This is a genomic window from Stenotrophomonas sp. (assembly GCF_032061965.1).
GTDB lineage: Bacteria > Pseudomonadota > Gammaproteobacteria > Xanthomonadales > Xanthomonadaceae > Stenotrophomonas.
Window position 1 is genome coordinate 134,508 of record NZ_DAMBEF010000006.1, and the last position, 14,784, is coordinate 149,291.

Here is a 14,784-nt window from a genome sequence, read left to right on the forward strand (position 1 = left end):
TTGTGCGTTGCGAGACCGACAATGATAGGCCAAACAACCCCCACTCCCGAGTCCGAAGCTGAAGCCCCGCTGCCCCCCGACAAGCAACCGCTTGCCGAGGCCGTACCGGAGCAGAAGGAAATAGGCGGCCGCGGCGGACTTGATCCGGTGCGGTATGGCGATTGGGAGAAAAACGGGCGCTGCATCGATTTCTGAGCAGCGTTGAGCCAACGCGGCATTGAGCCGCCCAGCCGAGATACGAGTCAGCGAATGGCGAACAGACCCCGCCCCCTTTCTCCGCACCTGCAGGTGTATCGCTGGCAGATCCAGATGGCCACCTCGATCCTGCATCGAGTAACCGGCATCATTCTGACTGTCGGTTCCCTGATCATCGCGGGCGGTTTGCTCGCCCTGATGATGGGCCCTGAGTCCTGGAACTGCTTCACCACCCACGCCAGCGCCTGGTACGGCAAGGTGATCCTGTTCGGTTGGACCTGGTGCTTCGCCTACCACCTGTGCAACGGCATCCGCCACATCGTGCAGGACTTCGCCATCGGCTATGCCAAGCCGACCTTCATCCGCAGCAGCTGGATCTCGGTGATCGCATCGCTGGTGATCACTGCGCTGATCTGGGCCTACGTCTGCATGGGAGCGACCGCATGAGCAAGTTCCGTACACCGCTCAAGAATGCACGCGGCCTTGGCAGCTCCAAGTCCGGCACCGAGCACTTCATCCATCAGCGTCTGACGGCGACCGCACTGGTTGCGTTGACCATCTGGTTCCTGTGCCTGGTGCTGAGCCTTATCGGTGCCGATTACGTCACCGCGGTTGAAGCGGTGTCCAAGCCGTGGAATGCGATCCTGCTGGTTGGCTTCCTGGTGGCCATGTTCTGGCACGCCCAGCTCGGCCTGCAGGTGGTCCTTGAGGACTACATCCACAATTCGCTGATGGCCCTTGCGCTGCAGACCACGGTCAAGTTTGTCGCCGTGCTCGGCGCGCTCGTCAGCATCTTCGCGGTCGCCCGCATCGCGCTTGGGAATTGATACATGTCCGCTTACAACATCACTGAACACAAGGTCGACATGGTGGTCGTCGGCGCCGGCGGCGCTGGCCTGCGTGCGACCTTCGGCCTGGCCCAGAAGGGCCTGCAGACCGTCTGCATCACCAAGGTCTTCCCGACCCGCTCGCATACCGTGGCAGCGCAGGGCGGCATTTCCGCCGCACTGGCCAACATGGGTGAGGACGACTGGCGCTACCACTTCTACGACACCATCAAGGGTTCGGATTGGCTGGGCGACCAGGACGCCATCGAGTACATGTGCCGCGAGGCCATCCCGGCCATCATCGAGCTGGAACACTACGGCGTTCCGTTCTCGCGCACCGAAGAAGGCAAGATCTACCAGCGTCCGTTCGGTGGCATGACCACCAAGTACGGTGAAGGCCCGTCCGCGCAGCGTACCTGCGCCGCCGCCGACCGTACCGGCCACGCCATCCTGCATACCCTGTACCAGCAGTCGCTGGCGCACAACGCGCAGTTCATGATCGAGTACTTCGCACTCGACCTGATCTTCGACGACGAAGGCGTCTGCCGCGGCGTGCTCGCCCTGGACATGGCCGAAGGCACCCTGCACCTGTTCCGTTCGCAGGGCGTGGTGCTGGCAACCGGCGGTTACGGCCGAGCCTACTTCAGCGCCACCTCGGCGCACACCTGTACCGGTGACGGCGGTGGCCTGGTGGCCCGTGCCGGCCTGCCGCTGCAGGACATGGAGTTCGTGCAGTTCCACCCGACCGGCATCTATGGTGCCGGCTGCCTGATCACCGAAGGTGTGCGAGGCGAGGGCGGTATCCTGCGCAACAGCAGTGGCGAGCGTTTCATGGAACGCTACGCACCGCATTACAAGGATCTGGCTTCGCGTGACGTGGTGTCGCGTTCGATGACCATCGAAATCCGCGAAGGCCGCGGCGTTGGCGAGCACAAGGATCACATCCTGCTCGACCTGACCCACCTTGGCCCGGGCGTGATCGACAAGAAGCTGCCGGGTATTGCCGAAAGCGCACGCATCTTTGCTGGCGTCGACGTGCACAAGCAGCCGATTCCGGTCATCCCGACCGTGCACTACAACATGGGTGGCATCCCGACCAATTACCACGGTGAAGTGGTGCGCAAGGTCGGTGACAACCCCGATGCAGTGGTGCCGGGCCTGTACGCCATCGGCGAAGCAGCCTGCGTGTCGGTGCATGGTGCCAATCGCCTGGGTTCGAACTCGCTGCTTGACCTGGTGGTGTTCGGTCGTGCGGTGGCCAATCGCTGCGCCGAGACGATCAAGCCGGGTGCATCGCACAAGACCCTGCCGTCCGATGCCTGCGACAAGGCGCTGGGCCTGCTGGACAAGCTGCGCCACGCCAACGGCGACACCCCGACGTCGGTCATCCGTGACCGCATGCAGCGCACGATGCAGGCTGATGCCGCCGTGTTCCGCACCAGCAAGACGCTGGAAGAGGGCTGCCAGAAGATGGCCGAAGTGTTTGACTCGTTCCAGGACGTCAAGGTATCCGACCGTTCGCTGGTCTGGAACTCGGACCTGATCGAAACCTACGAGCTGAACAACCTGTTGCTCAACGCCGTTGCCACCATCAACTCGGCCGAACAGCGCAAGGAAAGCCGTGGTGCGCACGCGCACGAAGACTTCCCGGACCGCGACGACGTCAACTGGCAGAAGCACACGCTGGTCACCGTCGACGACAAGGGCAAGTGCAGCTTCGATTACCGCCCGGTGCACATGTACACGCTCAGCGATGACGTGTCCGTGGTGCCGCCGAAGCCGCGCGTCTACTGATCCGGGGACTTTACGAACATGGCTGAATTTTCTCTTCCCAAGAACTCCCAGGTCACCAAGGGCAAGCACTTCCCGGCCCAGGGCGGTTCGAAGAACACGCGTACTTTCAAGATCTACCGCTGGAGCCCGGATGGCGACCAGAACCCGCGTACCGACACCTACGAGATCGATCTCGATGCGTGCGGCCCGATGGTTCTGGACGCGCTGATCAAGATCAAGAACGAGATTGATCCGACGCTGACCTTCCGCCGCTCCTGCCGCGAAGGCATCTGCGGTTCGTGCGCGATGAACATCGACGGTACCAATACCCTGGCCTGCACCCGTGCGATTTCCGATTGCGCCAAGGCTGAGGTGCCGATCTACCCGTTGCCGCACATGGACGTTGTCAAGGATCTGGTCCCGGACCTGACCCACTTCTATGCGCAGTACGCATCGATCAAGCCGTGGATCCGCACCCAGACCCCGGCACCGCCGGATCGCGAACGCCTGCAGTCGCCGGAAGACCGTGAAAAGCTGGACGGCCTGTACGAGTGCATCCTGTGCGCCTGCTGCTCGACCAGCTGCCCGAGCTACTGGTGGAACGGCGAGCGTTACCTGGGCCCGGCGATCCTGCTGCAGGCTTATCGCTGGATCATCGATTCGCGTGATGAAGACACCGGCGCACGCCTGGACGATCTGGAAGATCCGTTCAAGCTGTACCGCTGCCACACCATCATGAACTGCGCACGTACCTGCCCGAAGGGCTTGAACCCGGCACTGGCAATCGCCGAGATCAAGAAGCTGATGATGGCGCGCCGCGCTTGATGCGTTATGCCTTCTCCCTTCGGGAGAAGGTGCCCCGCAGGGGCGGATGAGGGTAGGGGCGCAGCCTGCTGCCATCGAGTTCGCGGGAGCTTCGCTCCAACCCTCACCCCAACCCCTCTCCCGGCGGGAGAGGGGCTTTGGTATCCGAAGCCATGCAGACCGAAGACGAAATCCTGTTGAAGAAGCTGCGCTGGCGCTGCCGGCGCGGCATGCGTGAGCTGGATCAGCTGTTCGGTCGCTATCTGGACCGTCGTTGGCGGGATGCCCCGGCAGGCGAGCGCGCGATTTTCCTGCAATTGCTGGAAACCGAGGACGATAAATTGTGGCGTTGGTCCATGGGCTACGAGGCCTGTCCCGATGCGCCGCAGGCAGAACTTCTCCACTACATCCGCTCCCTTCCGGTGTGAGTGGCGCCCCTCGCGCTGGCTGAGCTGCGCGCTGTCAGGGCTTTCCGTATTGGCCGCCGTTGCCGTCCTTAACTGTGAGCTGGCACTGCATTGGGCGTGGCCATTGGCCGGTGCGGTATTCGCTTATGGCGTTTGACGGGTGCGAATGGAAGCCCGCAGATCCCCTTGCCCGATTCTGGTTCCGGCGGCCCCGGCAGTGCCGTGCATCGGCGGCATGCCGGTGGAAGCACTGCAACTGCTGGAGCGTGGCCCCTTGCTGGTGCTGCGCTGGTGGCAGGGGCGTTGCCGGCGGCAACTGCTGTTCTGGCCCGATACCTTGCCGCGCGCCCTGCGACGTGAACTGCGACTGGCCGTTCAAGCCCATTCCGTTTCCCGAAGGGCGGCGTAGGTGGCACCATAGCGGCAACTTCCGGGCTCAAACGCATGTTCAAACCCTTACCTGTCGCAATCGGATTGCGCTATCTGCGAGCCAAGCGCCGCAACGGCTTCATTTCTTTCATCTCGATGGCATCGATACTCGGCATTGCGCTGGGTGTGACGGTGCTGATCACCACGCTGGCGGTGATGAGTGGTTTCCAGAAGGAAATCCGCGACCGCTTGCTGCAGATGTCCGCCCACGCCACGGTCAGCGCCGATGGCGAGCCAATGGCGAACTGGCAGCATGCCATCGACGTTGCGGTGAAGGATCCGCGCGTAGCTGGCGCGGCGCCCTACATTGAGATCCAGGGCATGTTGTCCGGTGCGCGCGTACAGGGCGCGATCGTGCAGGGCATCGACCCGGCGCAGGAGTCCAAGGTGTCGGTGCTGGCCGACAAGATGACCAAGGGCTCGCTGGATGACCTCAAACCGGGCGAATTCAATATCGTGCTCGGCAAGGAATTGGCGATCTGGTTGGGCGTTGATGTGGGCGATAACGTGGTCGCCACCTTGGCCGAAGTGCAGGGCACGCCGATGGGGGCCATGCCCCGGGTCAAGCGCTTCACCGTCAGCGGCATCTTCGAGGCGGGCTCCAATGAAGTCGACCGCGGCGTGGCCTTCACCAACATGCAGGATATGGAACGCGTGCTGCGCATGGACGGCGTGACCGGGGTGCGCCTGAAAATGCATGACATGGACCAGGCCTATACCGTGGCGCGCGACCTGGCGCTCAACCTCAACGGTTACTACAGGGTCAGCGACTGGACCCAGGAAAACGCCAATCTCTACCATTCGCTGCGGATGGAGAAGACGGTGATGGGCATCCTGCTGTCGCTGATCATCGCGATGGGTGCTTTCAACCTGGTGTCGTCGCAGGTGATGCTCGTCACCGACAAGCAAGCGGATATTGCCATCCTGCGCACGCTCGGTCTGACCCCGGGTGGGGTGATGCAGGTGTTCATGGTGCAGGGCACCTTGATCGGCGTATTCGGCACCATTGCCGGCGTGATCGGCGGGGTCGCCTTGACCCTCAATCTCGAGCGCATCCTTGGGCTGATCGAGGCAACCTTCAACATCAAGCTGCTGCCGGAAGATGTCTATTACATCACCGGCCTGCCGACCGACATGCAGACCAGCGATATCGTCACCATCACCGTGGTGGCATTGCTGATGAGCTTTGCTGCGACCTTGTACCCGGCCTGGCGTGCGGCCCGCACCCAGCCGGCGGAGGCGCTGCGCTATGAATGAGAAGCGAGTAATGGAATCGGTAATCCGCGCAGAAGGACTGGGCAAGACCTACGCCGAAGGCAAGATGCATACGCCCGTGTTCGACGGGCTGGACCTGGACGTGGCCGCTGGCGAGACCGTGGCCATCGTTGGCGCATCGGGCGCGGGCAAGAGCACCTTGCTGCATCTGCTGGGTGGGCTGGATATCCCCACGGCCGGCGAGGTCTATGTCGCCGGTCAGCGCATGTCGGCGCTATCCGACACCGAGCGTGGGCGCCTGCGTAACCGCTCATTGGGCTTCGTCTACCAGTTCCACCACCTGCTGCCGGAGTTCACTGCGTTGGAAAACGTGATGATGCCGGTGATGCTCGGCGGCAGTGACGCGGCGGGGGCCAGCCAACGTGCCAAGGCGCTGCTGGAATCGGTTGGTCTTGGGCATCGCCTTGAGCACAAGCCCGGGGAGCTGTCCGGCGGCGAGCGGCAGCGCGCCGCGGTCGCACGTGCGCTGGTCAACCAGCCCGCCTGTGTGCTGGGTGACGAGCCCACCGGTAACCTGGACGACAAGACCGCAGCGACGGTTTTCGAGCTGATGCTGGAACTCAACCGTGCCCAACGCACCAGCCTTGTGCTGGTTACCCATGACCGGGGGCTGGCCCGCAAGCTGGACCGGGTGCTGGAGTTGCGACAGGGGCGCTTGTACCAGTTGGCCGCCAGCGACGTCTGAGTCGACACGGCTGCTAAATGCCTTTTTCGGCCTCTCCACATCCGCCTTGTTCAGGTGGATGATGGGGCATGGGTACGGTTGTCCCTTCAATCACTCCGAGGAGAGGTGCCATGAAAAAGTTACTGGTCGCGGCGACGTTGGCTGCCACATTGGTGGGCTGTGCGACAGCGGGGAAGTTGAGCAGCGACGAGCGCTTGCAGCTTTACCGTAGTCACGCCGGTGCGCCGGTGAACAGCTTCAAGTACTTCGGTTCACTCAATGGTTGGACAGAGCTGGGCGACAGTGCGCTGGCGGTATGGACCAAGCCGAGCGAAGCATGGCTGCTGAGCCTGAGTGGCCCCTGCATGGATCTGTCTTACGCACCGGCCATCAGCGTTACCAACATGATGGGCCAGGTGTCGGCGCGTTTTGACCGGGTGATTGTGTTGGGCGGCGGACCGGTAGGGCATGTGCCTTGCCGTATCGAAACCATCCAGCCGCTGGATGTAAAGGCGCTGAAAGCGTCGGAGAAAGAGCTGCGCGAGGCCAAGATTGCCGAGCGAGCCGCAGATCAGGCGGGCGGCGAATAGATCGCTGCTGCATGTAGTGCCGAGCCATGCTCGGCAGAGGCGATACCGGTGAAGCCCTGCCGAGCATGGCTCGGCACTACAGTCTGGCGTCAGTGAGCTTCCGGCGCCACGTAACCGGCCGGCTTTTCCGCGCCACCGGAGAACAGGTACTTCACCAACTCTTCCTCAAGGAAGGCGCGGTGCTTGGGGTCGCGCGGCGACAAACGGTTCTCGTTGATCAGCATGGTCTGGTGCGCCAGCCATGCGGCCCAGGCCTGCTTGCCGATATTGGCGAAGATGCGCTGGCCCAGTTCGCCCGGGTAAGGCACGAAATCCAGACCCTCGGTTTCGCGTTGTTCGTATTGGCAGAAGACGGAGCGGGGCATGGTGAAATCCTGTCGAATCAGTGCGCCGGATGACGTTCCAGCAGTTTGCGGATGGGCGCGGGCAGGCCGAGTGCGGCGAGCTCGCTGCGTGCCACCCAACGTAGATCGGCATTGTCACCGACCTTGGCCTTGAGTGCGACCTTGCGCAGGCGCAAGGGCTGCAGATGCAGGCGGTAGTGACTGAAGGTGTGCACGATCAGCGGCAGTTCTTCGGCGTTGTCGTAGTTGCCCTTGATGGTGTTGGCGAACCAGTCACGCAACGCGCTGTCGGTGTCGGCCTGCGGAAGGGTCCACAGCGAGGCCCAGATGCCGGTCGGTGGGCGCTTGAGCAACAGGATGCGCCCCTCGGAGTCCTCCAGCAGCAAGGCGCTGGCCTCACGCTCGGGCAGTACCTTGCTCGGCTTCGGGGTTGGCAATGAATCAACCCGGCCCTGCGCATGTGCGCTGCAGCTGCTCTGCAGCGGGCACAGGATGCAGGCCGGCTTGGCGCGGGTGCACAGGGTCGCGCCGAAATCCATCTGTGCCTGGGTGTAATCGGCCATGCGACCGGCCGGCACCTGCGCGACATGGGCGTGAGCCTGCGCCCAGAGCTGCTTTTCGATGGCCGGCAAGCCGGGGAAGCCGGCAATGCCGTGATAACGCGTCAGCACGCGTTTGACGTTGCCATCGAGAATCGCAAACGGGTCATTCCAGGCCTGGCTGAGGATGGCGCCAGCCGTGCTGCGGCCGATGCCGGGCAGGGCAAGCAGCGCATCGAAATCACGCGGCAGTTCGCCAGCATGCAGTTCAACGCATTGCTTGGCCGCCGCATGCAGGTTGCGCGCACGGGCGTAGTAGCCCAGCCCGGCCCAATGTGCCATCAGCGTGTCATTGTCGGTGGCAGCGAGATCGCGCAGCGTCGGGAACGACTGCACGAAGCGCAGGAAGTACGGGATGACCGTAGCGACCTGGGTCTGCTGCAACATGATTTCCGACAGCCAGACGCGATACGGCGAGCGCGGATGCTGCCAGGGCAGATCATGGCGGCCGTGCTGGTCGAACCAGGTGAGGAGTTGGCTGGGGAAGTTGGGCATGGGCTCGCGAAGGCTTGCGATTGCGCGTTTCCCTTCTCCCGCTTGCGGGAGAAGGTGCCCCGAAAGGGGCGGATGAGGAGAGCTTTTGATTCTGCTCGTAGAGCTTGCCCTCACCCCAACCCCTCTCCCGTAAACGGGAGAGGGGCTTCAGATCAAGCGCCCAGCGCTTGCGGCAGCAGCGCGTCGACGAAGGCCTCCGGGTCAAACACGCGCAGATCTTCCGGGCGTTCGCCGATGCCGGCGAAGCGGATCGGAATGCCGAACTCGCGGGCCAGCGCAAATACCACGCCGCCCTTGGCGGTGCCGTCCAGCTTGGTCACGACCAGGCCGGTGACGCCGGCGGCAGCATGGAACTGACGCAGCTGCGACAGCGCGTTCTGGCCGGTGGTGCCGTCGATGACCATCAATACTTCATGCGGAGCGGTTTCATCGATCTTGCCAAGAACCCGACGGATCTTGCTCAGCTCGTTCATCAGGCCGGTCTGGGTGTGCAGGCGGCCAGCGGTATCGGCGATCAACACGCTGGTGCCGCGCGCCTTGCCGGCCTGCAGCGCGTCAAAAGCGACCGAGGCGGCGTCGGCATTCTGGCCCTGGGCCACCACGCTCACACCATTGCGTTCGCCCCAGATCTGCAACTGGGCGACAGCGGCGGCGCGGAAAGTGTCGCCGGCGGCCAGCATCAGGCTATGGCCCTGATCCTTGAAGCGCTTGGCCAGCTTGCCGATGGTAGTGGTCTTGCCGACCCCGTTGACGCCAACGGTGAGGATCACGAACGGCTTGGCATTGGTGTCGATCAGCAGCGGCTTGGCGACCGGTTGCAGCATTGCGATCAGGTCGGCGCGCAGCGCGGCCAGCAACGCGTTGGCGTCGGCGAACTCGCGCGACTTCATGCGCTTGCGCAGATCTTCGACCAGCGCCGTGGTGGCAGGTACGCCGACATCAGCGGTGATCAGTGCGGTCTCGATCTCGTCGAGCAGATCGTCGTCGAGCTTGGGGTTGCGCGAGAACAGACCGCCGAAGCTGCGGGCGAACGTGCTGTTGCGCAGACGATCGCGCCAACCGACCTTTCCTGCCGGTGCAGCGGGAGCGGCATTGGCGGGGATCAGTGCTGCGTCTGAATCGGTTGAACTGGAGGCGCTGGCTTCGACTGCGACGGGAGCCGGTGCCGGAGTGGCGGTTGGCAGTGCAACCGGAGCTGCAGTTACAGGGGCAGCACTGGGTTCTGTTGCCCGCGCCGCGATTTCGTCGGCTGCAGGCGAAGGGGTTTCGACGGTCGGTGCTATGTAAGCGGGGGCCGGCTCGGTCGCAGGCACGGCTTCCGCTACGACGGTCGGTTCCACAACCGGCGCAGGCGTCGTTGCCAGGTCAGTTGTTGGCTCGACAGCTGCTGCGGGGGCATCGCTCGCTTGGACCGGCGCTTCTGCGGCTTCGGTCGGCTCAGGTTCTGCCGGCAGCGGCGATTGCGCTGACGGTGCCTGCGGGAAGGCGGCGGCCAGTTCCTCGATGCTCAGCGTGGACGGCTTTGCGGGCAGTTGGGCGTCGTCGGTCTTTTTGCGGCGAAAAAAGCTGAACATGGAGGAAAAAGGCCTGAAATCAGATGGCTATGTTACCACCGGCGGTCAGGTGGCCGGCGGTGCGACGCGCGCCCGCATTGTGTTTCGAAGCCCCTCTCCCGTTCACGGGTGAGAGGGGAAGTTTGCGAGCCACCGGTTCGCTTCCCCTCGAACGCCCTTGCGCCAGCGCAAGGGCCGGGGCGCGGGGGGGAGGGCAGCTTTTGGGGCTTTACCGGGAAAGCTTCTGCCGAGCATGGCTCGGCACTACATGCCCCTCTCCCGTTCACGGGAGAGGGGTTGGGGTGAGGGCGGCTTCTGGGGTTTACCGGGAAAGCTTCTGCCGAGCATGGCTCGGCACTACATGCCCTCTCCCGTGCATGATCGTCAGGTCGACAGCTCCAGCAGCAGCTTGTTCAAGCGGCGTACGTAGCCGGCCGGGTCCTTCAGACTGTCGCCGGCGGCCAACGCGGCCTGGTCGAACAGCACATGGGCAAGGTCGTTGAAGCGGTTCATGTCCGGCTCGGCGTCGAGCTTTTCAATCAGCGGATGGCTCGGGTTGAACTCGAATACCGGCTTGCTGTCCGGCACCTTCTGGCCGCTGGCTTCCAGGATCTGGCGCATCTGCAGGCCCAGGTCCTGTTCGCCGATGGCCAGGATCGCCGGGGAATCGGTCAGCCGGTGCGAGACGCGCACCTCGGCCACTTCTTCACCCAATGCGGTCTTCAAGCGGGTGGCCAGGCCTTCCTTGGTCTTGGCGACTTCTTCCTGGGCCTTCTTGTCTTCCTCGCTTTCCAGCTTGCCCAGGTCCAGATCGCCACGGGCGACATCGACAAAGGACTTGCCGTCGAATTCGTTGAGGTAGCTCATCAGCCACTCATCGATGCGATCGGTCATCAGCAGCACTTCGATGCCCTTCTTGCGGAATACCTCCAGATGCGGGCTGTCCTTGACCTGCTGGAAGCTCTCGCCGGTCAGGTAATAGATCTTGTCCTGACCTTCGATCATGCGGCCGATATAGTCGGCCAAGGCAACGCTTTGTTCGCCGCTGCCCTCATGGGTGGAGGCAAAGCGCAGCAGGCCGGCGACCTTTTCACGATTGCCGTAGTCCTCGGCCGGGCCTTCCTTCAGCACCTGCCCGAAGTTCTTCCAGAAGCCTGCGTAGTCTTCCGGCTTGTCCTTGGCCAGCTTCTCCAGCATGTCCAGCGAACGCTTGGTCAGCGCCGACTTCATCGAGTCGATCACCGGGCCGGACTGCAGGATCTCGCGCGACACATTCAGCGGCAGGTCGTTGGAATCGACAACGCCCTTGATGAAACGCAGGTACAGCGGCAGGAACTGCTCGGCCTGGTCCATGATGAAAACGCGCTGCACATAGAGCTTCAGGCCCTTGGGTGCATCGCGGTGGTACAGGTCGAACGGTGCGCGGCCCGGCGTGTACAGCAGCGAGGTGTATTCCAGCTTGCCCTCGACCTTGTTGTGGGTCCAGGCCAGCGGGTCGGTCGGGTCATGCGCGATGTGCTTGTAGAACTCCTTGTACTCCTCGTCGGTGATCTCGGACTTGGGGCGGGTCCACAGCGCGTTGGCGCGGTTGACGGTTTCCCACTCCGGGGTAGCCGGCTTGTCGGCTTCCTCGCCGTGATGTTCCTTCTGCAGCTCGATCGGCAGGCCGATATGGTCGGAATACTTCTTGATCAGGCTGCGCAGCTGCCAGCCATCGGTATAGCTGTCTTCGCCTTCCTTCAGGTGCAGCACGATGCGGGTGCCGCGCTCGGGCTTGTCGATGGTCTCGACCTCGAACTCGCCTTCGCCCCTGGACGACCAATGCACGCCTTCGCTGGCCGGCAGGCCCGCGCGGCGACTGTAGACGTCGACCTGGTCGGCGACGATGAAGGCCGAGTAGAAGCCCACGCCGAACTGGCCGATCAGGTTGGAGTCCTTCTTCTGGTCGCCGGACAGGTTCTTCAGGAACTCGGCGGTGCCGGACTTGGCGATGGTGCCCAGGTGCGCAATGGCCTCATCGCGGCTCAGGCCGATACCGTTGTCGTCGATGGACAGGGTGCGCGCGGCCGGGTCGGCCTCGATGCGGATGCGCAGCGGCGCGCCGCCTTCGAGCAGCTCGGGCTGGGTCAGCGCTTCGAAACGCAGCTTGTCGGCGGCGTCGGCGGCATTGGACACCAGCTCGCGCAGGAAGATTTCCTTGTTCGAGTACAGCGAATGGATCATCAGGTGCAGCAGCTGCTTCACCTCGGTCTGGAAACCGCGGGTCTCTTTCTGGTTCGGTGCGTTCATCGGTCGGGGATGCTCCGTGGCTGACGGGCCGCGCATGGCGCGGCGGCTGCCTGCAGGAATAGGGGTGAATGGGCGCTTTTCAAGATGGGCAGGGCGCTGGTCTATCATTTGTGTCTCCCCAGTAATTCTTCAAAGCGCCCAGATGTCCCGTATTCATTGTGTGTCAGCGTGTCGCCCGACCGAGCGCGCCGCGTGAGCCGGACCGGCAACAAGCCCGGCGCGGCCATGGGCCAGGTCCGCATCATCGGTGGCCGCTGGCGCAATACGCGCTTGCAGGTGCCGCAATTGGATGGCCTGCGCCCGACCAGTGATCGGGTTCGGGAAACCCTGTTCAACTGGCTGATGCCCAAGCTGCCGGGGGCACGGGTACTCGACCTGTTTGCAGGGAGTGGCGCCCTGGGGCTGGAGGCAGTCTCGCGTGGAGCGGCATCGGCGCAGTTGGTTGAGCGTGATCCGGCGCTGGTTGCGGCGTTGCGGGCCACGGTGGCCAAACTGGATGCGGCGGGACAGGTGGCTGTCACCGCTGCCGACGCGGTCCAGTGGCTGCGGGCGTCCGCCCCGGCGCAGGTGGATGTCGTGTTTCTGGACCCTCCGTTCGCTGCGGGCCTGTGGGATCAGGTGATCGCGGAGCTGCCGCGCCACCTTGCCGATGGTGGCTGGTTGTATGTCGAGGCGCCGGCTGGCGCCCCGCCAGTGTTGCCTGCGGGCTGGTCCCTGCACCGTGAGGGTGGCACCCGCGAGGTGACCTATGCCCTCTACCGGCGGGCCACTGCTACACTTCGCGGCGACATGAACGCGACTGAACCCGCATGACCACACCCAACCGCCGCATCGCCGTTTACCCGGGCACGTTCGACCCGATCACCAATGGGCATATCGACCTGGTGAACCGCGCCGCGCCGCTGTTTGAGAAAGTGGTGGTGGGCGTTGCGCAGAGCCCGGCCAAGGGCCCGACGCTGCCGCTGGAACTGCGCGTGGCACTGGCGGTGGAAGCACTGCAGCACCATGACAATGTGGAGGTGGTCGGGTTTGACACCTTGCTGGCGCACTTCGTGCGCTCGGTGCATGGCGGCGTGCTGCTGCGTGGCCTGCGCGCGGTGTCCGACTTTGAATACGAATTCCAGATGGCAAGCATGAACCGCCATCTGATACCGGAGGTGGAGACGCTGTTCCTCACCCCCTCCGAGCAGCACAGCTTCATTTCCTCCTCGTTGGTGCGCGAAATCGCCCGGCTCGGTGGTGATGTGTCCGGTTTCGTGCCGGCAACCGTGCTGGAAGCGTTGCGCAAGGCCCGCGAAGCCCGCGGGCAGTAATCCAGAACTTTGTAACAAACACCTCTATAGGGAGAACAACCATGAAGAACACGATGCGCGTGATGCTTGCCGCTTCGATGGTGCTGGCTTTCACGGCCTGCAAGAAGGAAGAAGCTGCTCCGGTCGCCGAAGCACAGCAGGCGCTGGTTGCCCCCGCCAAGGATGATGACGCGGGTTGGAAGAAGTACCTGCAGGCTGTGGCCGTGCAGAACATGGGCAACATCACCTCCAGCCCGTTCCTGTACTACCTGCCGCCGGAGTCCGATCCGGAATTCGCTGCCAAGTACGACCGTCAGGTTGAGAGCGCCACCACCGCCATCGGCCGTGGCATCCAGCCGGGCAACATGCTGGCCTTCGGTTCGTCGGCATCGGCCAAGATGGCCGACATGATTGAAGCCGGCTTCAAGGGCGTGCAGGCCGATTCGATGAAGGGCGTGCGCGTGGTGTTCATCGGCGATGCCGCTGACAACGCCCGCGTGCAGACCATCGTCAAGCCGACCGGCGCCGACTACATCTTCGTCGAAGCCAAGTGACGCACTGGCGCGGGACCGCTCAGCGGTCCCGCCTTTGCCAGTGCGTCATCCCCGCGCAGGCGGGGATCGCTCTCGGCGGGGCTTGCCAGTGCATCATCCCCGCGCAGGCGGGGATCGCTCTTGGCAGGGTTTGCCAGCGCGTCATCCCCGCGCAGGCGGGGATCGCTCTTGGCAGCCTTTGCCAGTGCGTCATCCCCGCGCAGGCGGGGATCGCTCCTGGCAGGGTTTGCAGGCGCGGCGCAAGTCTCAAAACTCGCAGAACCAACAGCGGCACCCATGCCATTACCCGTGTAATTGCAGGTATTTGTTTGTCCAACCCGCTGCCCGCCGCACTGTTCAGCCTGCCGCCGCAGCGCGAAACAGGCATCAGCAGGCATCGGTTGAAAGTCCCGTTGCTACGGGAAGGCAGGAAGTATGTCCCTCAAAATCAATGAGCTCTGCGTCAACTGCGACGTATGCGAGCCAGCCTGCCCGAACAAGGCCATTTCCATGGGCGAGACGATCTACGTGATCGATCCTGCCCGTTGCACCGAATGCGTCGGTCATTTCGATGAACCGCAATGCGTTGTGGTGTGCCCGGTCGAATGCATCGATCCGGATCCGGATATCCCCGAAACCCAGGATCAGCTGCTGGCCAAGCTTGCCGGCCTGCAGCGTGATCATCCCGAGCTTTACGAACCGGAGAACCCGTAGG

At 63.5% G+C, this 14,784-nt stretch carries 18 protein-coding genes; 14 read left to right on the top strand and 4 right to left on the bottom strand.

Annotated features, from left to right (window positions below):
- The first annotated feature begins 21 nt into the window (after positions 1 to 21).
- The 10 genes from RT460_RS05045 (at position 22) to RT460_RS05090 (ending at position 6,964) form a co-directional block, all read left to right on the top strand.
- Positions 22 to 195 carry a DUF1674 domain-containing protein gene (locus RT460_RS05045; RefSeq protein ID WP_313317545.1) on the top strand — a complete coding sequence of 58 codons (174 nt, stop codon included), beginning with the start codon at positions 22 to 24 and terminating at the stop codon, positions 193 to 195.
- Between the two features lie 54 nt (positions 196 to 249).
- Positions 250 to 642 carry a succinate dehydrogenase, cytochrome b556 subunit gene (gene sdhC, locus RT460_RS05050; RefSeq protein ID WP_313317546.1) on the top strand — a complete coding sequence of 131 codons (393 nt, stop codon included), beginning with the start codon at positions 250 to 252 and terminating at the stop codon, positions 640 to 642.
- Complete coding sequence (gene sdhD / locus RT460_RS05055; protein WP_313317547.1) at positions 639 to 1,022, top strand: succinate dehydrogenase, hydrophobic membrane anchor protein; 384 nt, start codon at positions 639 to 641, stop codon at positions 1,020 to 1,022. The genes sdhC and sdhD overlap by 4 nt, the downstream gene beginning before the upstream one ends.
- A gap of 3 nt (positions 1,023 to 1,025) precedes the next feature.
- Entirely contained in the window at positions 1,026 to 2,816 is a 1,791-nt protein-coding gene (gene sdhA, locus RT460_RS05060) for a succinate dehydrogenase flavoprotein subunit (protein WP_313317548.1), read from the top strand.
- A gap of 18 nt (positions 2,817 to 2,834) precedes the next feature.
- A complete protein-coding gene (locus tag RT460_RS05065; RefSeq protein WP_313317549.1) occupies positions 2,835 to 3,620 on the top strand; it encodes a succinate dehydrogenase iron-sulfur subunit in 786 nt (261 codons plus the stop codon).
- A 152-nt stretch (positions 3,621 to 3,772) separates the two neighbouring features.
- On the top strand, positions 3,773 to 4,027 hold the full coding sequence (locus tag RT460_RS05070) for a succinate dehydrogenase assembly factor 2 (RefSeq protein ID WP_313317550.1): 255 nt from the start codon (positions 3,773 to 3,775) through the stop codon (positions 4,025 to 4,027).
- A gap of 214 nt (positions 4,028 to 4,241) precedes the next feature.
- Positions 4,242 to 4,415, top strand: a complete 174-nt coding sequence (locus RT460_RS05075; protein WP_313317551.1) for a hypothetical protein — start codon at positions 4,242 to 4,244, stop codon at positions 4,413 to 4,415.
- Between the two features lie 35 nt (positions 4,416 to 4,450).
- Complete coding sequence (locus RT460_RS05080) at positions 4,451 to 5,692, top strand: lipoprotein-releasing ABC transporter permease subunit (protein ID WP_313317552.1); 1,242 nt, start codon at positions 4,451 to 4,453, stop codon at positions 5,690 to 5,692.
- Positions 5,685 to 6,395: a lipoprotein-releasing ABC transporter ATP-binding protein LolD gene (gene lolD, locus RT460_RS05085; RefSeq protein WP_313317553.1), complete on the top strand. Its 711-nt coding sequence runs from the start codon at positions 5,685 to 5,687 to the stop codon at positions 6,393 to 6,395. Before RT460_RS05080 ends, lolD begins: the two co-directional genes overlap by 8 nt.
- 110 nt (positions 6,396 to 6,505) lie before the next feature.
- Complete coding sequence (locus RT460_RS05090; protein ID WP_313317554.1) at positions 6,506 to 6,964, top strand: DUF6491 family protein; 459 nt, start codon at positions 6,506 to 6,508, stop codon at positions 6,962 to 6,964.
- Positions 6,965 to 7,053: 89 nt separating this feature from the next.
- Here the strand turns inward: RT460_RS05090 and RT460_RS05095 are convergent, their stop codons facing one another.
- The 4 genes from RT460_RS05095 to htpG all read right to left on the bottom strand — a co-directional run bounded on the left by RT460_RS05095 (position 7,054) and on the right by htpG (position 12,244).
- Complete coding sequence (locus tag RT460_RS05095; protein WP_057626035.1) at positions 7,054 to 7,329, bottom strand: oxidative damage protection protein; 276 nt, start codon at positions 7,327 to 7,329, stop codon at positions 7,054 to 7,056.
- A 17-nt stretch (positions 7,330 to 7,346) separates the two neighbouring features.
- Positions 7,347 to 8,402 carry an A/G-specific adenine glycosylase gene (gene mutY / locus RT460_RS05100; protein WP_313317555.1) on the bottom strand — a complete coding sequence of 352 codons (1,056 nt, stop codon included), beginning with the start codon at positions 8,400 to 8,402 and terminating at the stop codon, positions 7,347 to 7,349.
- Between the two features lie 152 nt (positions 8,403 to 8,554).
- Entirely contained in the window at positions 8,555 to 9,976 is a 1,422-nt protein-coding gene (ftsY, locus tag RT460_RS05105) for a signal recognition particle-docking protein FtsY (protein WP_313317556.1), read from the bottom strand.
- 363 nt (positions 9,977 to 10,339) lie between these two features.
- Positions 10,340 to 12,244 carry a molecular chaperone HtpG gene (htpG, locus tag RT460_RS05110; protein WP_313317557.1) on the bottom strand — a complete coding sequence of 635 codons (1,905 nt, stop codon included), beginning with the start codon at positions 12,242 to 12,244 and terminating at the stop codon, positions 10,340 to 10,342.
- Positions 12,245 to 12,469: 225 nt separating this feature from the next.
- Here htpG and rsmD point away from each other — a divergent pair, with 225 nt between their 5' ends.
- The 4 genes from rsmD to RT460_RS05130 all read left to right on the top strand — a co-directional run bounded on the left by rsmD (position 12,470) and on the right by RT460_RS05130 (position 14,783).
- Positions 12,470 to 13,057 carry a 16S rRNA (guanine(966)-N(2))-methyltransferase RsmD gene (gene rsmD, locus RT460_RS05115; RefSeq protein ID WP_313317575.1) on the top strand — a complete coding sequence of 196 codons (588 nt, stop codon included), beginning with the start codon at positions 12,470 to 12,472 and terminating at the stop codon, positions 13,055 to 13,057.
- On the top strand, positions 13,054 to 13,557 hold the full coding sequence (gene coaD / locus RT460_RS05120) for a pantetheine-phosphate adenylyltransferase (protein ID WP_313317558.1): 504 nt from the start codon (positions 13,054 to 13,056) through the stop codon (positions 13,555 to 13,557). Before rsmD ends, coaD begins: the two co-directional genes overlap by 4 nt.
- Before the next feature lie 41 nt (positions 13,558 to 13,598).
- Positions 13,599 to 14,090 carry a hypothetical protein gene (locus RT460_RS05125; RefSeq protein WP_293706202.1) on the top strand — a complete coding sequence of 164 codons (492 nt, stop codon included), beginning with the start codon at positions 13,599 to 13,601 and terminating at the stop codon, positions 14,088 to 14,090.
- A gap of 414 nt (positions 14,091 to 14,504) precedes the next feature.
- On the top strand, positions 14,505 to 14,783 hold the full coding sequence (locus RT460_RS05130) for a YfhL family 4Fe-4S dicluster ferredoxin (protein ID WP_313317559.1): 279 nt from the start codon (positions 14,505 to 14,507) through the stop codon (positions 14,781 to 14,783).
- Position 14,784 lies beyond the last annotated feature (1 nt).